This window comes from Streptomyces sp. NPDC004721, assembly GCF_053601495.1.
In genome coordinates, this window is the sequence record NZ_JBSGBZ010000007.1 from 155,959 (window position 1) to 181,380 (window position 25,422).

A 25,422-nucleotide genomic window follows, 5' to 3' on the forward strand; every position below is an offset into this window, starting at 1 on the left:
CCAAGGCAAGCAGCTCGGCTACGGGTCCATAACGGGCGGCTCGTGCCTCACTCATTTGCTGTCGGCCGCCTCCACCATCTGCTTCAGCTTCGCCGGGGTCATCGTCCGGTCCTGGAGGATGTTCTTCCCGTTCAGCAGGACGGTCGGGGTGCCCGAGAAGCCGCCGGCGTTGAAGGCCTGGTTGGACTTGTCGACCCAGCTGTCGTGCGTGCCGTCCTTGACGCACTTGTCGAAGGCCGGGGTGTTCAGGCCGCTCACCTTGCCCGCGAGCTGGATGAGCTTGCCGTTGTCGGCGAAGGCGTCGTCGGACTCCTTGGGCTGGTTCCGGTAGAGCACGTCGTGGTAGGCCGGGAACTTGCCGGCGTCCTGGGCGCAGGCCGCCGCGTTGGCCGCGCGCAGGGAGCCGGTGCCCCCGAGGGCGCCGTCGATCAGTCTGACCAGGCGGTACTCGACTTTGAGCTTGCCGGCGTCGGCCAGCTCGTGGACCGTCGGCCGGTACACCGTCTCGAAGGCCTGGCAGGCCGGGCAGCGGAAGTCCTCCCACACGGTGAGCGTCGACTTGGCTCCGTCCCGGCCGACCGGGATCGCCAGGCTGTCCTTGCCCCGCGCGCCGGAGGGCCCCACGACCGGGCCCGAACTGCTGCTCTTGTGCTTGCCGGAGTTGGCGGCGACCACGCCGATCACCGCCGCCAGGCCCAGGACGCACACGACCGTCGCGGCCACGATCAGTGTGCGCCGTCGCCTCTCCGTGATCTTCTGTTTCTCCCGCTCGGCCGCCAGACGCTGCCGGGCGGGGCGCTTTCCCTGATGGTTCTTCTCGCTCACACCCCCTGAACGAACCGGGGAGGCGCATTGCGCCTCCCCGGTGCCAGGACCACCCGTTCGGACGATCGAAGGATGTGCCGCGGCCGTCGCTACGCCTGTCCGCGCACCCCGCTCGCCAACTCGCCCGCGAGGGCGCGGACGGCCTCGACTCCGGCCGCCGGGTCCGGGGCCTCCAGCATCCGCTTGACGAAGGCCGAACCGACGATCACGCCGTCGGCGAAGCCGGCGACCTCGGCGGCCTGGGCGCGACTGGAGACGCCGAGGCCGACGCAGACGGGCAGGCCGGTGCCGGTGGCCCGGGTGCGTTCCACCAGGTCCTGGGCCTGCGTGCCCACTGACTCACGGGTGCCGGTGACGCCCATCAGGGAGGCGGCGTAGACGAATCCGGAACCGGCCGCGGTGATCTCGGCGAGCCGCTCGTCCCTGCTGCTGGGCGCGACGACGAACACCGTCGCCAGGCCGTGCTTCTCGGCGTGCTCCCGCCACAGGGCCGACTCCTGGACCGGCAGGTCCGGCAGGATGCAGCCGGCGCCGCCCGCCTCGGCGAGTTCCGCGGCGAACCGCTCGACGCCGTAGCGGTCGACCGGGTTCCAGTACGTCATGACGAGCACCGGCTTGCCGGTGGCCGCGTGGGCCTCCTTCACCGTCCGCATGACGTCCGCGATCCTGACGCCGCCGCGCAGCGCGATGTCGTCCGCGGTCTGGATGACCGGACCGTCCAGGACCGGGTCGCTGTGCGGCAGCCCGACCTCGACGACGTCCGCGCCGCCGTCGAAGACGGCCTTGATCGCCTCGATGCCGCCGTCCACGGTCGGGAACCCGGCCGGCAGGTAGGCGATGAGCGCGGACCGGCCCTCCGCCTTGGCGGCGGCCAGCGTGTCGGCCAGCAGCCGGCCCTGTCCACCGGTCGATGCAGTCCCGCTCACTTGGCGTCCCCCTCGATCTCGGCGGTGTCGGCTTCGTCGGCGGCCACCTCGGCGTCGGTGTCGTACAGGCCGAAGTAGCGGGCGGCGGTGTCCATGTCCTTGTCGCCGCGGCCGGAGAGGTTGACCACGATCAGTCCGTCCTCGCCCAGTTCCCGGCCCACTTCCAGGGCCCCTGCCAGCGCGTGCGCGCTCTCGATCGCCGGGATGATGCCCTCGGTCCGCGACAGCAGGCGCAGCGCCTGCATGGCCGCGTCGTCGGTGATCGCGCGGTACTCGCCGCGGCCGGAATCCTTGAGGTAGGAGTGCTCGGGGCCGATGCCGGGGTAGTCGAGGCCCGCGGAGATGGAGTACGGCTCGGTGATCTGGCCCTCGTCGTCCTGGAGGACGTAGGAGCGGGAGCCGTGCAGGATGCCGGGCTCGCCCGCGGTCAGGGTGGCCGCGTGCTCGCCGCTCTCGATGCCGTGCCCGGCGGGCTCGCACCCGATGAGGCGGACGCCGGTGTCCGGGATGAAGGCGTGGAAGAGGCCGATGGCGTTGGAGCCGCCGCCGACACAGGCGATGGCGGCGTCGGGCAGGCGCCCGGCGCGATCGAGGAGCTGGCGGCGCGCCTCGACGCCGATGACCCGGTGGAAGTCTCGGACCATGGCCGGGAAGGGGTGCGGTCCTGCGACGGTCCCGAACAGGTAGTGAGTGTGGTCGACGTTGGCGACCCAGTCGCGGAAGGCCTCGTTGATGGCGTCCTTCAGGGTGCGGCTGCCGGACTTCACGGCGACGACCTCGGCGCCGAGCATGCGCATCCGGGCCACGTTCAGGGCCTGCCGCTCCGTGTCGATCTCACCCATGTAGATCGTGCACTGGAGGCCGAAGAGCGCGCAGGCGGTGGCGGTCGCGACGCCGTGCTGTCCGGCGCCGGTCTCGGCGATCACCCGGGTCTTGCCCATCCGCCGGGTGAGCAGGGCCTGGCCGAGCACGTTGTTGATCTTGTGGGAGCCGGTGTGGTTGAGGTCCTCGCGCTTGAGGAACACGCGGGCGCCGCCGGCGTGCTCGGCGAAGCGGGGCACCTCGGTGAGGGCGCTGGGGCGGCCGGTGTAGTGGGCGAGCAGGTCGTCGAGTTCGCGGGCGAACTCGGGGTCGGCCTTCGCCTTGTCGTACTCGACGGCGACCTCGTCCACGGCGGCGACGAGCGCCTCCGGGATGAACTTGCCGCCGAACGCGCCGAAGTAGCCTTCGGCGCTCGGCACCTGGCCCTCCGGGTCGGGAATGAAGAACTCGCTGGGCATGCGGATACCTCACAGGGGCGTCTGCCCCGGGATCGGTGGGTCTGAGGGTCACGGTGGTCGCGTGCGCGTGCCGTGCTCCGGGTGTGCGGGCACGGCGTCAGCGGGCGGGCCACTCGGCCGGCGGGCGGACCGCGGTCGCGGTACGGCGGCACGGGCCGGGAGCGGCGGAGGCGGGGCGACCGGCCTGGGGCCGGACGACGCTGCTCAGCTCACCGCTGGTGGCGCGCACGCGGGCGACGCCATCGCATGCCGTTGACCTGGCCCGGTTCGTCGCCGATGACGTACCGCACCCTGCGGCCGTGCACACGGCGTGCGGGCGCGCGGCAGCCACGGGGCCGGCAGCCGCGCGCGAGGCGGGCGTACGGGTCCCGGGAGGGTTCGGCGATCGGGAGGGTCATCGGGGCACACACTACCGGCGTACGGCCACTCGGGTGAGCGGCTCGCTCAGCTCCGCCCGTGCCGCAGCGCCGGGTGCGCCCCGGCCGCCACCAGGTCGGCGACCGCCGTCTTCGGGTCGCGGCCGGTGACGAGGGACTCGCCGACCAGGACCGCGTCGGCGCCGGCGTTGGCGTAGGCGATGAGGTCGTGCGGGCCGCGCACGCCGGACTCGGCGATCTTGACGAGATCGTCCGGGATCTCCGGGGCCACCCGCTCGAAGGTGTCGCGGTCGACCTCGAGCGTCTTCAGGTTGCGCGCGTTGATGCCGATCACCTTGGCGCCCGCGTCCACCGCGCGCTCGACCTCCTCCTCGTCGTGGACCTCGACAAGGGGGGTGAGTCCGATGGACACCGCACGCTCGATCAGCGACTCCAGGGCCGGCTGGTCCAGGGCTGCGACGATCAGCAGGGCGAGGTCGGCGCCGTAGGCCCGGGCCTCCCACAGCTGGTAGGAGGTGACGATGAAGTCCTTGCGCAGGACCGGGATGTCCACGCGCGCGCGGACCGCCTCCAGGTCGGCCAGCGAGCCGCCGAAGCGGCGCCGCTCGGTCAGCACCGAGATGACGGAGGCGCCGCCCGCCTCGTAGTCCGCGGCGAGCCCGGCCGGGTCGGCGATCGCGGCCAGTGCGCCCTTGGACGGGCTGGAGCGCTTGACTTCGCAGATCACCTTGACGCCGTCGCCGCGCAGCGCAGCGGCCCCGTCCTTGGCCGCAGGCGCCTTCGCCGCGCGCTCCTTGAGCTCGTCGAGGCTGACGCGCGCCTGCCGCTCCGAAAGGTCGGCACGGACTCCGTCGATGATCTCGTCGAGCACACTCACGCGAGCGGCCCCCTTCCAGACGGTGGACTGTTCCAGCGGGTCGAACGGCCCCCGGTGGTCCGCCGCGAACCGATCAGGCGGGCAAAACCGGTGGTTACTGCGATGGTATCCGGAGCCGGGCGCCGACCTCGCATCCGGTGGACGGCGGTCCCACTACCTGGACATACCGGGCCCGATCAAGGATGGAGCCAGCCACCGAACGGCAGGTTCCGGACAACGGTGAACACCAGCAGCAGGGCACCGAGGCTCCACAGGTGCGCAGTCCCGAGTACGAGGCGCGGCGGCCGCCCGCGCACGGCGCGCAGGACCCACAGCGTCCACACCACGGCGAAGACCAGGTAGCCCGCGACGGCCAGGGCGTTGTCGTGCAGGGCCGTCGCGAAGTCCCCGTGGACGAAGGCGTGGGCGCTGCGCAGCCCGCCGCAGCCGGGGCAGTAGAGACCGGCGTAGCGCAGCAGGGGGCAGACCGGGTAGTGGCCGGGCTGGTTGGGGTCCACGGCCCCGACGTAGGCGAAGGCGCCGGCGACGGCGGTCAGGACCCCGGCCGGGACCGCGAGCCGCCTGAGCACGGCCGAGGCGTGCGTGGGGACGGCGGTGGCTTCCTGGGTGCGCCGCGGGCGGGGTATGGGCGTCCGGCCGTGCGTCACCCTCCGGCTGTCGGGGTTCACGCCTCGCATTCTGCCCCGGACCGGGCACACACGCGCGTGAGGGGCGGCACCGGGCCGCCCCTTGGGCTGTCGGGTGGTACGGGTCCGCCTCGCGCGGACCTCAGCCCTCGGCGCGGGCCGGCTCGCGCGGGCCGACCTGGTGCACCGGGTGCTCGTTCTTCTGGCCGAGGCCCATCATGCGCATGATGCCGCCGACGACGCCGCCGGCCAGCACGATCCCCATGCCGGCCCAGAAGCCGACCGGCTGAGCCATCACCATGAAGGCGCCCGCGACGCAGAAACCGATGAAGGCGATGATGACACCGGTCCAGGCGGCCGGGGTGTGACCGTGGCTGCTGCCCGCCATGACTTGCTCCTCGTTGCTGTGTTCTTGTCTGAGCCGGACGCTCGGCTCCATTGTCCCGTACGCGTGCACACGACGTGAGCGGGGGTGGCACCTCCCGGCCGCCGTCCGGGCACGGCGGAAAGCGCGCCCGGCCGGGCGGCGGTCAGGCGGGTCCGGAGCCGGTCGGGTCCTCGCCCCGGTCGAGGGCCTTCCACAGGTCCTCTGGGCGGTCGGGGTCGACCCGGCGGGTCGCGCGGGAGCGGGGGGCGCCGGAGCGCTCGTAGCGGCCGGACATGGCCGGCCACAGGCGGCCGTAGCGCAGGGCGAGCAGGCCGGCCAGGAGCAGCAGCGCCCCGCCGACGGCGGCGACGTAGGGCCAGCCGGTGTGGCTGAGCGCGGCGGCGGTCGCGGCGGTGTCGCCGGAGACCTGGGCGGCCTTCTCGTCGAGGGCGCTGTCGCCGCCGGCGCCGAGCAGGGCGGCGGCGACCGTGCCCGCGCCGGAGAGCGCGAGCAGCACGGCGACCAGGACGCGACCGGAGCGGCGGACGGCGAAGACGGCGACCAGCGCGGCCAGGCCCACTATGGCCAGCGCCGCGGGCACGCCCGTGACCTCGCTGCCCTTGGCGGTCAGCGGGAAGGCGCCGCCGGCCACCGTCGCGGTGCCCTCCGCCCAGCGCTGCCGGGTGGCGAGCAGCGCCACGGCCGCGCCGAGCGCGCCGCACAGCAGGGCGACGGCGAGGCTGCGGCGGCCGGACCGGGCGGGGGCGGCGGCTTCGGAACGGGGGTGAGGTAGGGCAGTCACGTACTCCACTATCGCTCGGACCGCGGGCGTGGTGTCATCCGGGGTTCATGTGCCGGACGTGAGAAACGCCCTACTGCCCCAGCCGGTTCGCGGTGTGCACCGCCCGCAGCACGGCCGCCGCCTTGTTGCGGCACTCGGTGTCCTCGGCCACCGGGTCGGAGTCGGCGACGATGCCGGCGCCCGCCTGGACGTAGGCGGTGCCGTCGCGCAGCAGGGCGGTGCGGATGGCGATGGCGGTGTCGGAGTCGCCGGCGAAGTCCAGGTAGCCCACGCAGCCGCCGTACAACCCCCGCCGGGACGGCTCGAGTTCGTCGATGATCTGCATGGCCCGCGGCTTCGGGGCGCCCGAGAGGGTACCGGCCGGGAAGCAGGCGGTCAGCACGTCGAAGGCGGTGCGGCCCGCCGCGACGCGTCCGGTCACGGTGGAGACGATGTGCATGACGTGCGAGTACCGCTCGACGGACATGAAGTCGACGACCTCCACGGAGCCCGGCTCGCAGACCCGGCCCAGGTCGTTGCGCCCGAGGTCGACGAGCATCAGGTGCTCGGCGCGCTCCTTGGGGTCGGCGAGCAGTTCCTCGGCGAGGGCCTGGTCCTGCTGCGGGGTGGCGCCGCGCGGCCGGGTGCCGGCGATGGGGTGGACCATCGCGCCTCCGTCCTCGACCTTCACCAGGGCTTCGGGGCTGGACCCGACGACGTCGAATCCGTCGAACCGGAACAGGTACATGTACGGCGACGGGTTGGTCGCCCTGAGCACCCGGTAGACGTCCAGCGCGCTCGCCGTGCACGGCGTTTCGAAGCGCTGCGAGGGGACGACCTGGAAGGCCTCGCCCGCGCGGATGCGCTCCTTGACGTCCTCCACGGCCGCCCGGAAGTCCTCGCCGCCCCACAGCGCGGTGTACTCGGGCAGTTCGGAGGGCGGCAGCGTGGCGGGCGGCTGGACGACCGGGCGGGACAGGTCCGCCTCCATGGCGTCCAGGCGGGCCACCGCGTCGGCGTAGGCCTCGTCGACGCCGGTGTCCAGGTCGTTGTGGTTGATCGCGTTGGCGATCAGCAGGACCGTGCCGTCCCAGTGGTCGAGGACCGCGAGGTCGGAGGTGAGCAGCATGGTCAGCTCGGGCAGGCGCAGGTCGTCGCGCTCGCCGGGGCCGATCTTCTCCAGGCGGCGCACGATGTCGTAGCCGAGGTAGCCGACCATGCCGCCGGTGAAGGGCGGCAGGCCCAGGTCGTGGGCGAGGTCGCGGGGGGTGTGCAGGGTCTCGACGGTGGTGCGCAGGGCGGCGAGCGGGTCACCCTCGGCGGGGACGCCGACGGGCGGGGCGCCGAGCCAGTGGGCCTGGCCGCCGCGCTCGGTGAGGGTGGCGTCGCTGCGGACTCCGACGAAGGAGTACCGAGACCATGTGAACGCAGTACGGCCGTTCTCCGCGGACTCCAGCAGGAAGGTGCCGGGGCGCTCGGCGGCGAGCTTGCGGTAGAGCCCGACCGGGGTGTCGCCGTCGGCGAGGAGCTTGCGGGTGACCGGGATGACGCGGCGGTCGGTGGCGAGCTTGCGGAACGTCTCGAGGTCCATGGCGGCTGACCCTACTGACCTTCGGCCGTCGCGCCGGAACCAACATCCTTCAGCAGGACGTCGGCGTCGAAGCAGGTGCGGTCGCCGGTGTGGCAGGCGGCGCCCACCTGGTCGACCTTGACCAGCACGGTGTCGGCGTCGCAGTCCAGGGCGACGGACTTGACGTGCTGCACGTGCCCGGAGGTGTCGCCCTTGACCCAGTACTCCCGGCGGCTGCGCGACCAGTAGGTGCAGCGGCCGGTGGTCAACGTGCGGTGCAGCGCCTCGTCGTCCATCCAACCGAGCATCAGTACCTCGCCGGTGTCGTACTGCTGGGCGATGGCGGGCAGGAGCCCGTCGGCGCTGCGCTTGAGGCGGCGGGCGATCTCCTGGTCGAGGCTGCTGGGCGTGGGCGTACCGGGCGTGCTGGTCATGGGTGCCATTGTGCCGCGCGGGACCGGCGGCCGGGGCGGCGTTCCACTGGCTGGGCGCCGCGGCGCGACGGGGGTCCTCCGGGCGCCGGGCCCCGGGGCGGCTCGGCGCCGCGGCGTGGCCGGTCGACGGGTGGGCGGAAGCGCTACGTGGTCGTAGGCTGACCACATGTCGACCTTTGCCAAGCGTGAACGGCTCCTTCTCGCCGATCTCTTGGAGACCGCCGGTCCCGAGGCGCCCACCCTCTGCGAGGGGTGGCTCACCCGTGATCTGGCGGCGCACGTGGTGGTGCGCGAGCGGCGTCCCGACGCGGCCGGGGGCGTGCTGATCAAGCCGCTGGCGCCCCGCCTCCAGAAAGTGATGGAGGAGTACGCGGCCAAGCCGTACGAGGAGCTGATCCAGCTGATCCGTACCGGCCCGCCCCGCTTCTCACCCTTCCAGCTCAAGCAGATCGACGAGGCGGCCAACACCGTCGAGTTCTACGTCCACACCGAGGACGTGCGCCGCGCCCAGCCCGACTGGACGCCGCGCGAGCTCGACCCGGTCTTCCAGGAGACCCTGTGGTCCCGGCTGGAGCGCACCGCGCGGCTGCTGGGCCGGGGCATCCCCACCGGCCTGGTCCTGCGCCGCCCCGACGGCCGGACGGCCGTCGCGCACCGGGGCACGCCGGTGGTGACGGTGACGGGCGAGCCGTCGGAGCTGCTGCTGTTCGCGTTCGGCCGGCAGGGCACGGCCCGGGTCGAGACGGTCGGCGACCAGGACGCGATCACGAAGCTGTCGGAGACGAAGCAGCTGGGGCTCTGAGCCCCGCCGCGCCGCCTCGGCGGGGTCAGTGGGGCAGTTCGGCGCGGCGCAGGGCGGGGGCGGCCAGGGCCACGACCCCGCCCAGGGCGCACACCACCGCGCTGGCGACGAACACCGGGCCGGTTCCCCAGGCTCCGATCGCGGCGGCGGACAGCGGCATGCTGAGCGGGGCGAGGCCCAGGCCGGCCAGACCGGCGACGGCGGTGACCCGCCCGAGGTAGGCGGGTTCGGACTGGGTCTGCAGCAGCGCGCCGCACAGGGCACCGCTGAGGCCGGTGAGGAGGCCGACCAGCACGGCCACCGCGGCGGCGCCGAGGACGTTCGGTACATGGGCGAGGGCGCCGATGGCCGCGGAGCCGGCGAAGATCGAGCAGCCGGCCAGGCTTCCCGCGCGGGGCAGCCGGCCCCGGACGGTCAGCAGCAGGGAGGCGGCTCCGGCCCCGGTGCTGAACCCGGCCAGCACCCAGCCCATGCCGGAGGCGCCCCAGCCGCGCTGGTCCGCCAGCAGGGCCAGGCCCACGTTGAGCGGGCCGACGAAGCCGAGGTCGCCCAAGGCGATGGCCAGCATCAGCGGGGCGAGGACGCGGTGGTGGCGGATGTACCGCAGGCCGCCCACCAGGTCACGCCAGGCGGTGGAGTCGCCCGCGCCCGCGGTGTCGTCCGGCGGCAGGTCCCTCATCCGCACGGAGACCAGCAGCGGCACGGACACGGCGATCAGCAGCCCGGCGAACCCGAACGCCGCGGCGGCACCCCCGAGGGCCACGCCGAGACCGCCGAGCGGGGCGCCGACGACGCTCGCGAAGCGGATCGCCAGCCCGCGCATGCCCTGCACGCGCGCGAGTTGGCCCCGGCTGGTCACACGCGCGGGCAGGGCGCCCACGGCGGGCATGAACACGGCGTCCACGGCGCCGAAGACCAGGGCGAGCGCGGCCAGCGGCCACAGGCCGGGACTGGTGAGCCACAGCAGCGCCGCCACACCGAGCACGGCCGCGCACCGCACGACGTCGCTGCCGATGACGACCCTGCGCGGCCCGAGCCGGTCGGCGATCACTCCCCCGCCCAGCATCAGCAGGGCCCTGGGCAGCGCGCTGACCGCCATCACCACTCCGGCCTGCGCGGGCGACCCGGCCCGGACGGCCGCCCAGGACAGGGCGAGGTAGTAGATGTTGTCGCCCACCATCGAGGCGGTATAGGCCCCGAGCCACCGCAGGACGTTGCCGTCGCGGTGGGCGGGACGCTCGGCGGCGGGAGCCTCGGCGGATGCCGCGGAGACGGTGGTCACGTGGGTGGCCTCTCTCAGACGCGGAACGGGAATCCGTACAGGTGCAACGCGACGTGCTCGCGTTCTTCGGTGTCGCCGGCCTCTTCGGCGGCGCGTCCCTTCGCCTCGTACTTCTTGATCAAGGCGTTCATTTCGCGGGCGAGATCGGCCAGCTCCGGCGCGGTCAGCCGCGCCAGGTACTCGGAGTCGATGGACGCGCTGTTCCACTCGGGGCTCCAGTGGGCCCGCTCGTCGAGGTGGCGCCGGTACAGCTCGCCGCGCTGCTCGTAGAAGAGCCGGGAGGCCGCGGTGTGCGCGGCCGTCTTCTCGGGCGCGTCCCGGAAGTCCTCGTCGTGGATGCTGACGCCTTCCGCGGCAGGGCGCCACCAGCGCTCCCGCCCGTCGTCGCTCTGCGCCTCGGCCTCCTCGATCAGCCCGTGCTCGGCGAGTTTGCGCAGGTGGTAGCTGACCAGGGACACGGCCTCGTCGACGACGTCGGCCAGCCGCGAGGCCGTCGCCACGCGCTCCAGGTACAGCGCCCGGTAGAGCTTCAACCGCAGCGGATGCGCGAGCGCCTTGAGGGTGCCCACGTCCGTGATCCGGCGGTTCTGCGCATCTGCCATGCCGACAGGCTAGACGCGAAAGAAAAACTGCACAACATAATTTGCGCAACTTCTCTTTCGCGTCTGCCTGTGAGAAAGCCCCGGCCGGAACCGGCCGGGGCCTTGCCTCGCGACTACCTGACGGGGTGGCCCGCCCCGCGCAGGGCCTCCTTGACCTGGCCGATGCGCAGGTCGCCGAAGTGGAAGACCGAGGCGGCCAGGACCGCGTCCGCGCCGGCTGTGACGGCCGGGGGGAAGTCGGCGAGCTTGCCGGCCCCGCCCGAGGCGATCACCGGTACCGTCACGTGCTTGCGGACGGCCGCGATCATCTCCAGGTCGTAGCCGTCCTTCGTGCCGTCCGCGTCCATCGAGTTGAGCAGGATCTCGCCCGCCCCCAGCTCCGCCGCCCGGTGCGCCCACTCCACCGCGTCGATGCCGGTGCCCCGGCGGCCGCCGTGGGTGGTCACCTCGAAGCTCCCGGCGGGAGTGCGGCGGGCGTCCACCGACAGGACCAGCACCTGGCGGCCGAAGCGCTCGGCGATCTCCCGGATCAGGTCCGGGCGGGCGATCGCGGCCGTGTTGACACCCACCTTGTCCGCGCCCGCCCGCAGCAGTTTGTCCACGTCCTCGGTGGTGCGGACGCCGCCGCCCACCGTCAGGGGGATGAACACCTGCTCGGCGGTGCGGCGCACCACGTCGTACGTCGTCTCCCGGTCGCCCGAGGACGCGGTGATGTCCAGGAACGTCAACTCGTCGGCGCCCTCGGCGTCGTACACCTTGGCCATCTCGACGGGGTCGCCGGCGTCACGCAGGTTCTGGAAGTTGACGCCCTTGACCACCCGGCCGCCGTCCACGTCCAGGCAGGGGATGACTCGGACCGCCAGGGTCATGAATCCACGGCTCCTCTGTATGCCTCTAGCTCGATCTCGACCAGGATGCGCGGATCCACGAAGCCCTCGACCACCAGCAGGGTCGAGACCGGACGCACCGAGTCGAACAGTTCCTTGTGAGCCCTGCCCACCTCGTCCACGTCCCGCAGATGGGTCAGGTACATCCGGGTCCGGACCACCGACTCGGGGCCCAGTCCGAACTCGGCGATCGCTTCCAGCGAGCTGGTGAACGCGACCTTCGCCTGCTCGTACGGATCGCCCTCCCCGTACAGGACACGGCCCTTGAAGCCCGTCGTGCCGGCCACCAGGACCCGGTCGCCCGCCGCCACGGCGCGCGCGTAACCGAATGTCTCTTCCCAAGGACTTCCGCTCTGCACGCGCCGTACGGCTTCCGACGTCATGACGCCACTGCCTCCAAGGCCTCTTCCAGGGTGAACGCCTTCGCATACAGGGCCTTCCCGACGATGGCGCCCTCGACACCGAGCGGCACCAGGCCGGCGAGCGCCCGCAGGTCGTCGAGCGAGGAGACACCGCCCGACGCCACCACCGGGCGGTCGGTCGCCGCGCAGACGTTCCTCAGCAGCTCCAGGTTGGGGCCCTGAAGGGTGCCGTCCTTGGCGATGTCGGTGACGACGTAGCGCGCGCAGCCCTCCTTGTCGAGGCGCTCCAGCGTCTCGTACAGGTCGCCGCCGTCGCGGGTCCAGCCGCGGCCGCGCAGCGTGGTGCCCCGTACGTCCAGGCCGACCGCGATCCGGTCGCCGTGCCGGGCGATGACCTCGGCGACCCACTCGGGGGACTCCAGGGCGGCGGTGCCGAGGTTCACGCGGGTGCAGCCGGTGGCCAAGGCGGCGGCGAGGGTGTCGTCGTCGCGGATGCCGCCGGACAGCTCCACCTTGATGTCCATGGCCCGGGCGACCTCGGAGATCAGCTCGCGGTTGTCGCCGGTGCCGAACGCGGCGTCCAGGTCCACCAGGTGCAGCCACTCGGCGCCCGCGCGCTGCCAGGCCAGGGCGGCCTCCAGCGGAGAGCCGTACGAGGTCTCCGTGCCGGACTCGCCGTGCACGAGGCGCACGGCCTGGCCGTCGCGGACGTCGACGGCGGGGAGGAGTTCGAGCTTGGCCATGTCTCTACAGGGTTCCGATCCAGTTGGTGAGCAGCTGCGCTCCGGCGTCGCCGGACTTCTCGGGGTGGAACTGGGTGGCCCACAGGGCGTCGTTCTCCACGGCGGCCACGAAGGGCTTGCCGTGCGTCGCCCAGGTCACCCTGGGGGCGTTCAGCACCGGATTGTGGGTCTCCAACCGCCAGTCGTGGACGGCGTAGGAGTGCACGAAGTAGAAGCGGGCGTCCGCGTCCAGGCCGGCGAACAGCTCCGAACCTGCCGGCGCCTGCACCGTGTTCCAGCCCATGTGGGGCACGACATCGGCCTGGAGCGGCTCGACCGTGCCGGGCCACTCGTCCAGGCCCTCGGCCTCCACCCCGTGCTCGATGCCGCGCGCGAAGAGGACCTGCATGCCGACGCAGATGCCCATCACCGGCCGCCCGCCGGACAGCCGGCGGTCGATGATCCAGTCGCCGCGCACGTCCTTCAGGCCCCGCATGCAGGCCGCGAAGGCGCCCACGCCCGGCACCAGTAGACCGTCGGCGTTCATCGCCGCGTCGTAGTCGCGGGTGATCTCGACGTCGGCTCCCGCGCGGGCGAGGGCCCGCTCGGCGGAGCGGACGTTGCCGAAGCCGTAGTCGAAGACCACCACCCTTTTCGCGCCGGTGCTCAATTCCACACCTCCAGCCGCATCACGCCCGCGACGAGGCACATCGCCGCGCCGATGGACAGCAGCACGATGAGGCTCTTCGGCATCTGCTGCTTGACGAAGGAGATGATGCCGCCGAGCAGGAACAGGCCGACGACGATCAGCAGGGTCGACAGACCGGTCACAGCGCGCCCTTCGTGGAAGGGATGATGCCGGCCGCGCGCGGGTCGCGCTCGGACGCGTACCGCAGGGCCCGGGCCAGCGCCTTGAACTGGCACTCCACGATGTGGTGCGCGTTGCGCCCGTAGGGCACGTGCACGTGCAGCGCGATCTGCGCCTGGGCGACGAAGGACTCCAGGATGTGGCGGGTCATCGTGGTGTCGTACTCGCCGATCATCGGCGCCATGTTCTCGGGCTCGGTGTGCACGAGGTACGGGCGGCCGGACAGGTCGACGGTGACCTGGGCGAGCGACTCGTCCAGCGGGACCGTGCAGTTGCCGAAGCGGTAGATGCCCACCTTGTCGCCGAGCGCCTGCTTGAAGGCGGCGCCCAGCGCGAGGGCGGTGTCCTCGATGGTGTGGTGGGAGTCGATGTGCAGGTCGCCGTCCGTCTTCACGGTCAGGTCGAACAGACCGTGCCGGCCGAGCTGGTCGAGCATGTGGTCGTAGAAGCCGACACCGGTGGCGATGTCGGTCCTGCCGGTGCCGTCGAGGTCGATCTCGACCAGGACCGAGGTCTCCTTTGTGGTGCGCTCGACCCTGCCGACGCGTCCCTCGCGAGTCATCCGCTCTGCTCCTGTTCCTTCTTCAGTTCCCGTACCGCGTCGAGGAACGCGTCGTTCTCCTTCGGCGTTCCCGCGGTGACCCTCAGCCATCCGGGTACGCCGTTGTCCCGGACCAGGACGCCCCTGTCCAGGATCCGCCGCCAGGCGGTGTGGGCGTCCTCGAACCGCCCGAACTGGATGAAGTTGGCGTCCGACTCGATCACGTCGTAGCCGATCGCGCGCAGTTCGCCGACCAGCCGGTCCCGCTCGGCCTTCAGCTGCTCGACATAGCCCAGCAGCGTGTCGGTGTGCTCCAGGGCGGCCAGCGCCGTCGCCTGCGTGATCGCCGAGAGGTGGTACGGCAGCCGGACCAGCTGCACGGCGTCCACGACCGCCGGGTGCGCCGCGAGGTAGCCCAGGCGCAGGCCGGCGGCGCCGAACGCCTTGGACATGGTGCGGGAGACGACCAGGTGCGGCCGGCCCTCGAGCAGCGGCAGCAGCGAGGCGCCGTGGCTGAACTCGATGTACGCCTCGTCCACGATCACCATGGACGGCTTGGCCGCCTGCGCGGCCTCGTACAGCGCGAGGACGGTCTCCCGCGACACCGCGTTGCCGGTGGGGTTGTTGGGGGTGGTGACGAAGACGACGTCCGGGCGGTGCTCCGCGATCGCCCGCTCGGCGGCGGCGAGGTCGATCGTGAAGTCCTCGCGGCGCGGCCCGGAGATCCAGCCCGTGCCCGTGCCGCGCGCGATGAGCGCGTGCATGGAGTACGAGGGCTCGAAGCCGATCGCGGTGCGGCCCGGACCGCCGAAGGCCTGGAGCAGCTGCTGGATGACCTCGTTGGAGCCGTTGGCCGCCCAGACGTTCTCGACGCCGACCCGGTGGCCGCCGGTCCTCGTCAGGTACCCGGCGAGCTCGGTGCGCAGCTCCACCGCGTCCCGGTCGGGATAGCGGTTGAGGCTGCGGGCGGCCTCGCGCACCCGCTGGGCGATCCGCTCGACCAGCGGCTCGGGCAGCGGGTAGGGGTTCTCGTTCGTGTTCAGCCGTACGGGGACGTCCAACTGGGGCGCGCCGTAAGGGGACTTGCCGCGCAGCTCATCCCGTACGGGAAGATCGTCGATTCCGAAGCTCACTTGCCGCTCACTTGCTCGTCGGTACCTTCCAGCCGAACCTCGCCTTGATCGCCGCGCCGTGCGCCGGGAGGTCCTCCGCCTCCGCCAGCGTCACCACGTGGTGGGCGACCTCGGCGAGGGCGTCCCGGGTGTAGTCCACGATGTGGATGCCGCGCAGGAAGGACTGGACGGACAGGCCCGAGGAATGGCAGGCGCAGCCGCCGGTGGGGAGCACGTGGTTGGAACCGGCCGCGTAGTCGCCGAGCGAGACCGGCGCCCAGGGGCCGACGAAGACCGCTCCGGCATTGCGCACCCGGTCGGCCACCGCCGCCGCGTCGGCCGTCTGGATCTCCAGGTGCTCGGCGCCATAGGCGTCGACCACCTTCAGGCCCTCGTCGAGGCCGTCGACCAGGACGATCGCGGACTGCTTGCCGGCCAGGGCCGGGCGGATCCGGTCCTCGACGTGCTTCGTCGCCGCGACCTGCGGCTCCAGCTCCTCCTCGACCGCGTCCGCGAGTTCCGCGGAGTCGGTGACCAGGACGGCGGCGGCCAGCGGGTCGTGCTCGGCCTGGCTGATCAGGTCGGAGGCGACGTGCACCGGGTCGGCGCCGGCGTCCGCGAGGATCGCGATCTCGGTGGGGCCGGCCTCGGTGTCGATGCCGATCTTGCCGGTGAAGTAGCGCTTGGCGGCGGCGACCCAGATGTTGCCGGGGCCGGTGACCATGTTCGCGGGCGGGCAGGACTCGGTGCCGTGGGCGAACATCGCGACGGCCTGGGCGCCGCCGGCCGCGTACACCTCGTCGACGCCGAGCAGGGCGCAGGCGGCGAGGATCGTCGGGTGCGGCAGCCCGCCGAACTCGGCCTGGGGCGGCGAGGCGAGCGCGATCGACTCGACGCCGGCCTCCTGGGCGGGCACGACGTTCATGACCACGGAGGACGGGTAGACCGACCGGCCGCCCGGCGCGTACAGCCCGACACGCTCGACGGGCACCCACTTCTCGGTCACCGAGCCGCCGGGCACCACCTGGGTGGTGTGCGTGGCGCGGCGCTGCTCGCGGTGGACGAGCCGGGCGCGGCGGACGGACTCCTCCAGGGCCGCGCGCACGTCCGGGTCGAGCTTCTCCAGCGCGTCCTCGAGTGCCTGCGCCGGGACCCGCACCGACTCCAGACGTACACCGTCGAACTTCTCGGCGAAGTCGATCAGCGCCGCGTCCCCGCGATGATGCACGGCCTCGCAGATCGGGCGCACCTTCTCCAGGGCGACCGAGACGTCGAAGTCGGCTCGGGGCAGCAGGTCGCGCAGGGCGGGTCCCTCGGGGAGGGCGTCGCCGCGCAGATCGATTCGGGAGATCACGGTGTCAATTCTCTCAGACCGCGCGCGGGCACCGTCCGTCCGTATCAGTGGCTGATACAGAACGCCGCATCAGTGGCTGGTACGGAACACGGAAGGTCCCCTTCACGTTTCGTGTTCAGAGCGTCACCGATCGGGCATGACCGGTTGTACGAAGCGTAGTCAACCAGCGAGTAGCCGGGGAGGGAGGGAGGGAGGATCGTGGCCGAGGGGGCCGGCGTCCACTCCGGGGACCTGTCCGACGACCTGACCGCCACCGAGGCGGGAATGTGGCAGGCCTTCCGCAACGGCAGCGTGTACGACCTGCGCAGCGGCGACGCCGTGGCGGACGATCCGCACGGCGGGCATCCGTGGGGGCCCGAGCGGACGGTGCGGGCACGCGTCGTCTGCTGGCTGCTGCTGGACGGGCCGCCCGCGCTCGCCGGGCGCGTGTCGTCGCTGAAGCTCCACGGCCTGCGGATCACGGGCGCCCTGGACCTCGCCGGGGGCGCGGTGCTGCCGTACATGGAGCTGAACGGCTGCCGGTTCGACCAGGAGGTCCTGCTGCCGGAGGCGCACTTCACCACCGTGCGGCTGGTGGACTGCGCGGTGCCGCGGCTGGAGGCGGCCCGTGTGCGCACCGAGGGCGACCTGCATCTGCCGCGCTGCCGGTTCACCGGCGGGATACGGCTGACCGACGCGCACATCGGCACGGACCTGCTGCTCAACCAGGCGGTCGTGCACCGGGACCGCGCCGGCCGCTCGATAGCCGCCGACGGGATGACGGTGGGCCAGGACCTCCAGGCGGAGCTGCTGGAGTCGTACGGCGAGTTCAGCCTGCGCAGCGCGAAGATCGGCGTGTCGCTGAGCCTGCGCGGCGCGCGGCTCGCCAACCCGCGGGAGCGGTTCGCGCTGAACGCGCCGCAGCTCACCGTGGAGCGCACCCTGTACCTCACCCCGGCGGGCGTCGGCGGACCGCTGAGCGGGGTGACGCCCGCGCACGGGACGCGGATTCAGCCATTCGAGTGCCGGGGCGGGCTGCGCCTGGACGACGGGCGGTTCGGTGACGCGGTCGATCTTGAACGGGCCCGCTTCACCCTCACCGACGAGCAGGTGCTGTCGCTGCGCCGGGTGCAGACGCCGGAGCTGCGCTTCCTCGGGGAGCGGCCGCCGCGCGGGCAGGTGCTGCTGTCCGGGGCGCGGGTCGTCACTCTCGTCGACCGGGCGAGCAGCTGGCCCGCCCCGGGCAGCCTGCACATGGGCGGCTTCGCCTACGAGAACCTGGTGCCGCGGGGCCCGTTCCCGCTGACCGAGCGGCTGAACTGGGTGGCGGCGGCGACCGCCGAGTACAACCCGGAACCGTACGAGCGCCTTGCCGCCGTGCTGCGGGAGGCGGGCGAGGACGTGGACGCGCGCGAGGTGCTGCTCGCCAAGCAGCGCCGCCGCCGCGAGACCCTGCCGCTCGCCGCCAAGCTCGTCGGCTACCTCCAGGACTGGACGGTGGCCTACGGATACCGGCCCGGCCGGGCCGCGGTGTGGATGGCGGTGCTGTGGGCGGCCGGCTCGCTCGCCTTCGCGCGCGCGGCCCCGCCCCCGGCCGACCCCGGCCGCCACCCGGAGTGGAACCCCGCCCTGTTCGCCCTGGACCTGCTGCTGCCGGTCGTCGACCTGGGCCAGGCGGGCGAGTGGCAGCTGCGCGGCGGCTGGCAGTGGCTCGCCGCGGCACTGATCCTGCTCGGCTGGACCCTGGCCACGACGGTGGCGGCGGGCGCGACCCGGCTACTGCGGCGGAGCTAGTGCCCCGGCAGGCAACGTCTGCCCGTGAAGGAGCGGCGTCCGGTGCGTGCTCTGGGGGTACCCCCTGCTCGAAGAGCTTGGGGGAGTGCCGGCAGGAAGTCCTCGTACTGGACGTACTCGGGCTTTCGGGCGGTGCGGCGAGTGGGGGCCCCTGCTCGAAGAGCTCGGGGGAGCGTGCCGGGCGTCGCGACGGGGCGAACGTTGGTGTTGGGGCACTAGTGCTGTGAGCGGGTAGGGCGGTTTCCTGGAACCAGGCGTGGCGATCGGGGTGCCGGCGGCGGGCGGCAGTTGTTGAAACTGTCACCTTTTACTTGACCTTGACTATCCGCCGTACAACTTTCCCCGCCTTGCCCGAACCCCCTGGCGCGTCCGCGACCTGCGTCTTTCAATGGTCGGCACCATGGCATCGCTGCCCGCTTTCATCCGCCCCACCCGGATGACAAGAACCGCCCCCAGCCCCGCGGCCGGGCTCCCCTCCGCCGGGCTCCCCTCCGATGACGAGGTCCTCCTCGACGCACCGGACGAACCTCTCGGCCCGGCGCTGGTCGCCGCCGCCCAGGGCGCGTACCGGCCCGCCGCGGCGCTGCTCGCCGGCACCCGGGAGAGAGGCCGGTGGGAGGAGCGCGACCGGTACGCGACGCGGCTGGCCGCCATCGCCCGCTCGCGCCCGGAGTGGCTGGACGCCTGGCGGGCCGCCGCCCCGCACGACCCGGACGCGCTGCTGGTCGCCGCCCAGCTCGCGGTCGACCGCGCCTGGCCCTCGCCCGCGCGGGCCGAGCTGCTGCGCGGGGTCAGCCCGCTGATCACGGCCGCCGCACGCGCCGACAGCCGCGACCCGGTGCCGTGGCGGGTCGCGCTGGACCACGCGCGCGGCAGCCGCGCCGGGCACCGGTACTTCGAGGAGCTGTGGGAGGCCGCGGTCCGCCGCGCCCCGCACCACTACGGCTGTCATGTGGCCGCCCTGCGCTATCTGGCCGCCTCCTGGCACGGCTCGCACCGCGAGTGCTTCGACTTCGCCGACCTGGCCGCCCAGGACGCCCCGGCCGACTCGCTCGTCCAGGCGCTGCCCGTGCGGGCTGCCTTCGCCTATCTGACCGACGGCTGCGGTCCGCGGGTGCCGAGGGCCCGGCTGTACGCGGCGGCCGACCGGGCGATCGCCTTCTCCGCCCGCTTCCCGGCGGCCGTGACCTGGCCCGCGGAGATCCGCAACCTGCTGACCTGCGTCCTGCTGCGGCTCGAACGCCACGAGGACGCCCTCGCGCAGCTGCGCCTGATCGGCCCGTACGCCACCTCCTTCCCCTGGGACCGATTGTCGGACGACCCCCTCGGACTCTTCCTGAAACTGCGCGCCGGCCTGGGGTCGGTACCGCCCGCGCGGCCGTCCCGGCGCCCGCGATACGGGCTCGGCGGACGCGCCCGTCGCGGCGAGCATTAGGCTTTTGCGCCGTGACCACCGTCCGGCTTCCGCTCTTCCCCCTGAACACGGTGCTGTTCCCGGGGCTCGTGCTGCCCCTGAACGTCTTCGAGGAGCGCTACCGCGCCATGATGCGCGCGCTGCTGAAGACACCCGAGGACGAGCCCCGCCGGTTCGCCGTCGTGGCGATCCGCGACGGCCACGAAGTGGCCGTGAGCGCCCCGGGCATGCCCGATCCGACCGCACTGCCCGAACGCGGCCCCGCCGCCGGCTTCGGCCCCGATCCCGCCAAGGCCTTCCACTCCGTGGCCTGCGTGGCGGACGCGGCGACGATACGGGAGCGGGCCGACGGCTCCTTCGAAGTGCTGGCCACGGGCACCACCCGGGTCCGGCTGCTGTCGGTGGACGCCTCCGGTCCGTACCTCGTGGCGGAACTGCAGGAGCTGACCGAGGAGCCCGGCGACGAGGCGGGCGCGTTGGCCGAGGGGGTGCTGCGGTCCTTCCGCCAGTACCAGAAGCGGCTGGCGGGCGCCCGGGAGCGGTCGCTGTCGACCGCCGCGGAGCTGCCGGACGAGCCGAGCGTGGTGTCGTACCTGGTGGCGGCGGCGATGATGCTCGACATTCCGACGAAGCAGCGGCTGCTCCAGGCGCCCGACGTCTCCTCCCGGCTGCGTGACGAGCTGAAACTCCTTCGCGGGGAGACGGCGATCATCCGTAGTCTGCCGTCGTTGCCGGCCGCGGAGCTGACCCGCGGCCCGACGAGTCTCAACTGAAGGAACGGGTCGGGATGGCCAAGAAGGCGAAGAAGCAGCAGGAAAAAGGGGCGGGCGGCACCCCGGCGACGGTGGCGCTGACCGCGGCGGGCGTGCCCTACACCGTCCACTCCTACGACCACGATCCCTCCCACCCCTCCTACGGCGAGGAGGCGGCCGAGGCGATGGGCGTCTCCCCGGACCGGGTCTTCAAGACGCTGGTGGCGGACGTCGACGGCGCCCTGACGGTGGCCGTGGTGCCGGTCGCGGGCTCCCTGGACCTCAAGGCCCTCGCGGCCGCGGTCGGCGGCAAGCGGGCGGCGATGGCCGACCCGGCCCTCGCGGAACGCACCACCGGCTATGTCCGCGGCGGCATCTCCCCGCTCGGCCAGCGCAAGAGGCTCCCCACGGTCCTGGACGACTCGGCCCCGGCCCACGCCACCATCTGCGTCTCGGCGGGCCGCCGCGGCCTGGAGGTGGAACTGTCCCCCGGCGACCTGCTGGGCCTCACGAACGCGACCCTCGCCCCGATCGGTCGCGCCTGACCGGCCCGCGCCCGCGCACCGCCCACGGCGGCTGCCGGCGGACGAGACCGGGCCGGAGCCCGTCCTGTCGGCCCCCCGCGTCCGCGCCACACCCCGCCCGCCGGTCAGACTCTGACCGGTTAGGGCGCCGAGGACCCTCCGTGCGACCCGTGCCCGTGCGCACCGTCTCCGTGCGAACCGTGCCCATGTGCCCCGTCCCCGTGCACCGCAGGCCCGTACATCTCCGGGTCCCGCGGCCCGAACAGGGCCGTCAGCCCCAGGTGGACGAGCAGCGCGGCCAGCGACCAGGTCAGCAGCGCCCCCAGGGCCTCGAGCTTCAGCGGTGCCGGGAACGTCACCCCTTTGCCCACCGCCTTGGCGTGGGCGACCACGTCCTGCTCGGGCCCGAGCCACACCCCGAGCCGCCACGCCAGCAGCGACCCGAGCAGTCCTCCGACGCACAGGGCCACCACCAGCGGCACCCCTCCGCGCCGCCGCACCAGGAAGACGACCACCGCGCTCAGCACACCGAAGGCCAGGGCCAGCAGTGTGAACGTGCCGTCGACGCCGATCGCCTGCTCCCCCTCGGTGTCCTTGAGGTAGACGACCCAGTTGCTCCCGGACACATCGGCGATCAGCGGCACCCGGGGCGCCAGCCGCAGCCAGAGCAGTCCCAGCGGCACTCCGCAGAGGGCCACGGCGACCATGACGACGACGGCCTCCCGGATCTCGGCCGCCCAGCCCGGTCCGTCCTGTTCGTACGCGCTCACCGGCCGGGCTCCGGCGGGCGGCACCTGCCAGGAATGCCAGGGCGAGACCGGCCCCGGCTTCGGGGCCTGCCCGGATCCCGATCCCGAGGACTCAGACGACTCTGAGGACCCGGAATGCTGTGAGGAGCGCCGGTGCGGCGGTGGTGGCGGAGTCAACGGAGCGGTCACCTTGTCATCGTGCCAGTTGCGGGGGACGGCCGCGTCACCGGACGGCGGCCCGGCGATAGGCCCAGGTGGCGACGGCCAGCGAGACCACCCCGACTCCGGCGCAGACGGCCATGTCACCGGCCACCAGAGCCCAGTCGGGACGGGCCGCGAAGGTGTGCGCGTAGGCCTCCACGCCGTACGTGGACGGCAGCAGGTCGCGCAGCAGCCGTACCGCCCCGGGCATGCGGTCGGGCGGCAGCACGCCGAGCAGCAGTGCCGCAGACATGCCCAACTGGCCCAGCAGGGTGGCCAGTTCCGGGCGCGGGGCGAGCAGCCCGCAGGCCGCGCCGAGCCCGGAGAGCGCGGCACCGGCGAGCGGGATCACCACCACCAGCACCCACAGGTTGCCGAGCGGCAGCCCGAACAGCACGCACCCGAACACGGCGGTCACCAGCGTGCCCGGCACCGTGAAGGAGGCGTACGCGGCCGCCGCGCCCAGCACCACGGCCGCGGGCGGTACCGGTAGCGTCGCGTAGTGGTCGAGCCCGCCGCTGGCCCGCAGCTGCCCGAAGTACTGGGAGAGCAGGTTCAGGGCGACGTAGGCGACGACGACGACCGAGGCGCCGGACACCACGAACCGGGCCTCGCTCCCACCGCTGACCACGCCCCGCATCATGATCATGATGCCGACGGACTGGAAGGTCGCCACGAACAGCAGCGGAATCCGCGCCACCCGCGCCCGGGACAGCTGGGCCCGGTACACGGCGGCCAGCGACGGCCACAGCCGCGCCCGCGGCCCGAGCACGGCCGCCTCACCGGCGCCGCCGTCCTGCACGGCCGTCGCGCCCGGCAGCACACCGGCGGGTACGACACTCACGTCGAACTGCTCCCCTTCCCTGCGGCAGCGCAAGCGGCCGGGTTACCGCCGGCAGCGAACGCGGCCGGCTCACCTGCGGCAGCGAACGACGCGGCGCGCTTGTCCGCGGCGGCGAACACGGCCGGTGCGGCGGGCGCGGTCGCGTCTCCCGCACCGGACGGGTTCCCCCCGGCGCCCGCGTAGTCCTCTACGGATCCGTCGTTCCGCGCGCTCATGCCGTTCATGCGGCTCATGTCTTCACCAGCCCCTGCCGGGCGGCGCCGCCCAGCGCCAGGTAGACGTCCTCCAGGCTGGGCGTGGTCAGGGTGAAGTCGTCCAGGGCGGCGAAGGCGGCCCCGCCGGTGACCGTGGCGACGGCGGCGCGGGCCTCCTCGGGCGCCAGCCGCAGCGTCCAGCGGCGACCCGACTCCACGGCCCGCTCCCTGAGCACGGCGACCTCCGCCACCTCCAGGGGCGCCCGCTCCCGCCACACCAGCTCGACCCGCACCTCGCCGGAGACCCGCTCCTTGAGCCGGGCCGGGGTGTCGCAGGCGATGACCCGGCCCCGGTCCAGGACCGCGACCCGGTCCAGGACGGTCTCGGCCTCGATGACGTTGTGGGTGACCAGCACGACGGTGGTGCCGCGTTCGGCGCGCCGCCGGTCGACGGCGGACCACACCGCCCGCCGGGCCACCGGGTCCATCCCGGTGGTCGGCTCGTCGAGCACCAGCAGCGGGCGTTCGCCGACCAGCGCGGACGCGAAGCAGGCGAGCCGCCGCTGGCCGCCGGAGAGCTTCTTCAGCGGGCGCCCGGCGATCGGCGCGAGACCCAACTCGTCGAGGACGGCGTCCCGCTCGGCCCGCGCCCGCCTGAGGTCCAGGCCGCGCAGCCGCCCGGTGGTCTCGGCGGCGAGCGAGACGGTCAGCTCGTCCAGGGCGGTGGACTCCTGCCCGAGGTAGGCGAGGATCCGCGCGGCCCGCTCGGGGTGCGCCACGATGTCGTGGCCGAGGATCTCGACCGTGCCGCTGTCGGGGCGCAGCAGCCCGGTGAGCTGGCGTACGAGGGTGGACTTGCCGGCGCCGTTCGGTCCGAGCAGCCCGAAGATCTCGCCGCGCCGGACGTCGAGCTCGACCGCGTCGGTGGCCAGCACCGCGGGCGTCCCGGGAGCGCCGCGCCGGCCGCGTACCGCGGGGTAGGTCCGGGTCAGTCCGCGCACCGCGCACACGACGTCGTCCCCGGGCCGAAGTGCCTGTGCCGTGCGCGTACTCACAAGGGACGAGGGTACGGGGTCGCGGAGCCCCATTCGCCCTCGGGGCGCCCCGAGCCGGCCCGGTCCGCGGTTCAGTCGCCGGCGGGAGCGCGCTCGGTGGACGTCCGTACGTCGATCTCCCGCCAGAACCCGGCCCGGATGGCGTACCGGTCGTGCTCATCGATCTGGTCGTCCTTGTGCGCGAGCAGACCGAAGCGGGCGGCGTAGCGCAGCAGCTCGCCGTCGACGCGGTGCGGGATCCGGGGGTACATCGACGACAGTTTCTGAAGGTGCGCCTGGTCGCCCAGCCGGTCCACCCAGCGCCGGGCGAAGACCTGTCCCACCTCGTACGAGTCGCCGCCGACGGTCGTGATGTCCTCCTCCCGGTCCGCCCACCGCTGCTCGGCCGTCGTCAGCTGGGCGAGCGTCGGCATGGAAGCGGCCTCGGGCGGCTCGGCGGGCAGGCCCGGCCGGTCCACCCAGCCCCGGTCCGAGGACCAGCGCAGGGTCGCCGTGGAGGGGTGCTGCGCGGACGGGGTGCCGGGGGCGCGCAGGGCGGCGAGGTCCTTGGGGGTGGGCACGCCTTTGGTGGCGGGCACCCGCTCCTCGGTGCCGCCGCGTCCCGCGGCGGCGGCCGGGTGCTGCCGCTGTTCGGCGGGGCCTTCGGCGGCCTGGGCGAGCGTGGACTCGGGCAGCGGCGCGGAGAGGATCGCGGCGATCTCGGGGCGGGGCGCGGGCGGTGGCGCGCAGATGCCGCCGAGTTCCTTGGCGCGCACGGCCTTGGTGATCCACGTACGGTCCAGCACGCGCCGCTCGTCGGCCTCGGCGACCAGGTCCTCGGACTGGTTGTAGTCGCCGTCGGCGGCCTGCACCGCCCACAGGTGGACGGCGACGCCGTGCTCCTTGGCGGCCATCATGCCGGGCAGCAGATCGCCGTCGCCGGTGACGAGGACGACGTCGGAGCAGGCGCGGTTGCGGGCCAGCTCGGTCAGCTCGGCGTGCATCGCGGCGTCCACGCCCTTCTGCGCCCAGCGTCCGTCGCTGCGGGTGAGCGCGCCGAGCCGGACCGTGACCCGGGGCATCACGCGCAGCCGGCGGTGCTCGGGCTGCGGTACGCGGTCGGGCGCGCCGTCGAACCAGTAGATGCGGAGCAGGGGCCGCTCCGTGTCGGACTCGGCCTGTTCACGCAGCCCCTGCACAAGGGCGGTGTGGTCGACGGTGATCCGGGACCGCGACGGCTCCCCGGCGAGGAGACTGGCCGCGGCGCCCAGCAGATACCCGGCGTCCACCAGGACGATGCAGCGGTCCACGCGATCCACCCTCTTTCCGGGAGGTTGCTTCG

Annotated in this window: 29 protein-coding genes; 5 read left to right on the forward strand and 24 right to left on the reverse strand. The window is 73.3% G+C overall.

The genetic code is table 11. The features are described from left to right. Positions 1-51: 51 nt before the first annotated feature. From ACWEK3_RS08490 to hisI, 10 genes are all read right to left on the reverse strand, one after another. Positions 52-825 (reverse strand): DsbA family protein, encoded by a 774-nt coding sequence (locus tag ACWEK3_RS08490; protein WP_450537924.1) that lies wholly within the window; start codon positions 823-825, stop codon positions 52-54. 89 nt (positions 826-914) lie between these two features. After that, positions 915-1,751, reverse strand: coding sequence for a tryptophan synthase subunit alpha (gene trpA / locus ACWEK3_RS08495; protein ID WP_450537923.1), 837 nt, complete (start codon positions 1,749-1,751; stop codon positions 915-917). Continuing rightward, the gene (trpB, locus tag ACWEK3_RS08500; protein WP_365422004.1) at positions 1,748-3,031 is read right to left on the reverse strand and encodes a tryptophan synthase subunit beta; all 1,284 of its coding nucleotides are present in this window, start codon (positions 3,029-3,031) and stop codon (positions 1,748-1,750) included. Before trpB ends, trpA begins: the two co-directional genes overlap by 4 nt. Before the next feature lie 209 nt (positions 3,032-3,240). Next, positions 3,241-3,429, reverse strand: a complete 189-nt coding sequence (gene trpM, locus ACWEK3_RS08505; RefSeq protein ID WP_361411586.1) for a tryptophan biosynthesis modulator TrpM — start codon at positions 3,427-3,429, stop codon at positions 3,241-3,243. Between the two features lie 46 nt (positions 3,430-3,475). Then, positions 3,476-4,285 carry an indole-3-glycerol phosphate synthase TrpC gene (trpC, locus tag ACWEK3_RS08510; protein ID WP_453249247.1) on the reverse strand — a complete coding sequence of 270 codons (810 nt, stop codon included), beginning with the start codon at positions 4,283-4,285 and terminating at the stop codon, positions 3,476-3,478. Positions 4,286-4,461: 176 nt separating this feature from the next. Further along, a complete protein-coding gene (locus ACWEK3_RS08515) occupies positions 4,462-4,962 on the reverse strand; it encodes a DUF2752 domain-containing protein (protein WP_450537921.1) in 501 nt (166 codons plus the stop codon). Positions 4,963-5,053: 91 nt separating this feature from the next. Further along, positions 5,054-5,299 (reverse strand): HGxxPAAW family protein, encoded by a 246-nt coding sequence (locus ACWEK3_RS08520; protein ID WP_361411592.1) that lies wholly within the window; start codon positions 5,297-5,299, stop codon positions 5,054-5,056. A gap of 142 nt (positions 5,300-5,441) precedes the next feature. Beyond that, positions 5,442-6,089 (reverse strand): TIGR02234 family membrane protein, encoded by a 648-nt coding sequence (locus tag ACWEK3_RS08525; protein WP_453249248.1) that lies wholly within the window; start codon positions 6,087-6,089, stop codon positions 5,442-5,444. Positions 6,090-6,150: 61 nt separating this feature from the next. Continuing rightward, positions 6,151-7,650: an anthranilate synthase component I gene (locus ACWEK3_RS08530; protein WP_453249249.1), complete on the reverse strand. Its 1,500-nt coding sequence runs from the start codon at positions 7,648-7,650 to the stop codon at positions 6,151-6,153. A gap of 11 nt (positions 7,651-7,661) precedes the next feature. Further along, positions 7,662-8,063, reverse strand: a complete 402-nt coding sequence (hisI, locus tag ACWEK3_RS08535) for a phosphoribosyl-AMP cyclohydrolase (RefSeq protein ID WP_453249250.1) — start codon at positions 8,061-8,063, stop codon at positions 7,662-7,664. 166 nt (positions 8,064-8,229) lie between these two features. On the opposite strand from hisI, the gene ACWEK3_RS08540 reads away from it, so the two are divergent. Continuing rightward, positions 8,230-8,865: a TIGR03085 family metal-binding protein gene (locus ACWEK3_RS08540; protein WP_141361816.1), complete on the forward strand. Its 636-nt coding sequence runs from the start codon at positions 8,230-8,232 to the stop codon at positions 8,863-8,865. 25 nt (positions 8,866-8,890) lie between these two features. On the opposite strand, the gene ACWEK3_RS08545 is transcribed toward ACWEK3_RS08540, so the two are convergent. The 10 genes from ACWEK3_RS08545 to hisD all read right to left on the reverse strand — a co-directional run bounded on the left by ACWEK3_RS08545 (position 8,891) and on the right by hisD (position 16,595). Continuing rightward, a complete protein-coding gene (locus ACWEK3_RS08545) occupies positions 8,891-10,147 on the reverse strand; it encodes an MFS transporter (protein WP_453249251.1) in 1,257 nt (418 codons plus the stop codon). A 14-nt stretch (positions 10,148-10,161) separates the two neighbouring features. Beyond that, on the reverse strand, positions 10,162-10,749 hold the full coding sequence (locus ACWEK3_RS08550; RefSeq protein ID WP_450537917.1) for an ArsR/SmtB family transcription factor: 588 nt from the start codon (positions 10,747-10,749) through the stop codon (positions 10,162-10,164). Positions 10,750-10,862: 113 nt separating this feature from the next. Beyond that, the gene (gene hisF, locus ACWEK3_RS08555) at positions 10,863-11,618 is read right to left on the reverse strand and encodes an imidazole glycerol phosphate synthase subunit HisF (RefSeq protein WP_450537916.1); all 756 of its coding nucleotides are present in this window, start codon (positions 11,616-11,618) and stop codon (positions 10,863-10,865) included. Further along, positions 11,615-12,019 (reverse strand): RidA family protein, encoded by a 405-nt coding sequence (locus ACWEK3_RS08560; protein WP_450537915.1) that lies wholly within the window; start codon positions 12,017-12,019, stop codon positions 11,615-11,617. Before ACWEK3_RS08560 ends, hisF begins: the two co-directional genes overlap by 4 nt. Beyond that, positions 12,016-12,741, reverse strand: a complete 726-nt coding sequence (gene priA, locus ACWEK3_RS08565; protein WP_376552170.1) for a bifunctional 1-(5-phosphoribosyl)-5-((5-phosphoribosylamino)methylideneamino)imidazole-4-carboxamide isomerase/phosphoribosylanthranilate isomerase PriA — start codon at positions 12,739-12,741, stop codon at positions 12,016-12,018. The genes ACWEK3_RS08560 and priA overlap by 4 nt, the downstream gene beginning before the upstream one ends. A 4-nt stretch (positions 12,742-12,745) precedes the next feature. Continuing rightward, positions 12,746-13,396 (reverse strand): imidazole glycerol phosphate synthase subunit HisH, encoded by a 651-nt coding sequence (gene hisH / locus ACWEK3_RS08570; protein ID WP_376395465.1) that lies wholly within the window; start codon positions 13,394-13,396, stop codon positions 12,746-12,748. Beyond that, the gene (locus ACWEK3_RS08575; protein WP_172632997.1) at positions 13,387-13,551 is read right to left on the reverse strand and encodes a hypothetical protein; all 165 of its coding nucleotides are present in this window, start codon (positions 13,549-13,551) and stop codon (positions 13,387-13,389) included. Before ACWEK3_RS08575 ends, hisH begins: the two co-directional genes overlap by 10 nt. Continuing rightward, on the reverse strand, positions 13,548-14,150 hold the full coding sequence (gene hisB, locus ACWEK3_RS08580) for an imidazoleglycerol-phosphate dehydratase HisB (protein WP_225074245.1): 603 nt from the start codon (positions 14,148-14,150) through the stop codon (positions 13,548-13,550). The genes ACWEK3_RS08575 and hisB overlap by 4 nt, the downstream gene beginning before the upstream one ends. Then, positions 14,147-15,262 carry a histidinol-phosphate transaminase gene (locus tag ACWEK3_RS08585; RefSeq protein ID WP_453249252.1) on the reverse strand — a complete coding sequence of 372 codons (1,116 nt, stop codon included), beginning with the start codon at positions 15,260-15,262 and terminating at the stop codon, positions 14,147-14,149. Before ACWEK3_RS08585 ends, hisB begins: the two co-directional genes overlap by 4 nt. Before the next feature lie 7 nt (positions 15,263-15,269). Further along, positions 15,270-16,595: a histidinol dehydrogenase gene (hisD, locus tag ACWEK3_RS08590; protein WP_453249253.1), complete on the reverse strand. Its 1,326-nt coding sequence runs from the start codon at positions 16,593-16,595 to the stop codon at positions 15,270-15,272. 198 nt (positions 16,596-16,793) lie between these two features. Between hisD and ACWEK3_RS08595 the strand changes: the two genes are divergently transcribed. From ACWEK3_RS08595 to ybaK, 4 genes are all read left to right on the forward strand, one after another. After that, positions 16,794-18,368 carry an oxidoreductase gene (locus ACWEK3_RS08595; protein ID WP_450537911.1) on the forward strand — a complete coding sequence of 525 codons (1,575 nt, stop codon included), beginning with the start codon at positions 16,794-16,796 and terminating at the stop codon, positions 18,366-18,368. A 388-nt stretch (positions 18,369-18,756) separates the two neighbouring features. Continuing rightward, entirely contained in the window at positions 18,757-19,803 is a 1,047-nt protein-coding gene (locus tag ACWEK3_RS08600) for a hypothetical protein (RefSeq protein ID WP_453249254.1), read from the forward strand. 11 nt (positions 19,804-19,814) lie between these two features. Next, positions 19,815-20,555 (forward strand): LON peptidase substrate-binding domain-containing protein, encoded by a 741-nt coding sequence (locus ACWEK3_RS08605; protein ID WP_361411623.1) that lies wholly within the window; start codon positions 19,815-19,817, stop codon positions 20,553-20,555. 14 nt (positions 20,556-20,569) lie between these two features. Further along, on the forward strand, positions 20,570-21,079 hold the full coding sequence (gene ybaK / locus ACWEK3_RS08610; protein WP_453249255.1) for a Cys-tRNA(Pro) deacylase: 510 nt from the start codon (positions 20,570-20,572) through the stop codon (positions 21,077-21,079). Positions 21,080-21,198: 119 nt separating this feature from the next. Here ybaK and ACWEK3_RS08615 read toward each other — a convergent pair whose 3' ends face one another. The 4 genes from ACWEK3_RS08615 to ACWEK3_RS08630 form a co-directional block, all read right to left on the reverse strand. After that, positions 21,199-21,996, reverse strand: coding sequence for a hypothetical protein (locus ACWEK3_RS08615; RefSeq protein ID WP_450537909.1), 798 nt, complete (start codon positions 21,994-21,996; stop codon positions 21,199-21,201). A 34-nt stretch (positions 21,997-22,030) separates the two neighbouring features. Continuing rightward, positions 22,031-22,852: an ABC transporter permease gene (locus ACWEK3_RS08620; RefSeq protein WP_450537908.1), complete on the reverse strand. Its 822-nt coding sequence runs from the start codon at positions 22,850-22,852 to the stop codon at positions 22,031-22,033. 229 nt (positions 22,853-23,081) lie between these two features. Then, complete coding sequence (locus ACWEK3_RS08625) at positions 23,082-24,056, reverse strand: ABC transporter ATP-binding protein (protein WP_450538053.1); 975 nt, start codon at positions 24,054-24,056, stop codon at positions 23,082-23,084. A 116-nt stretch (positions 24,057-24,172) separates the two neighbouring features. Beyond that, positions 24,173-25,390, reverse strand: a complete 1,218-nt coding sequence (locus tag ACWEK3_RS08630) for an NYN domain-containing protein (protein WP_453249256.1) — start codon at positions 25,388-25,390, stop codon at positions 24,173-24,175. Positions 25,391-25,422: the final 32 nt, after the last annotated feature.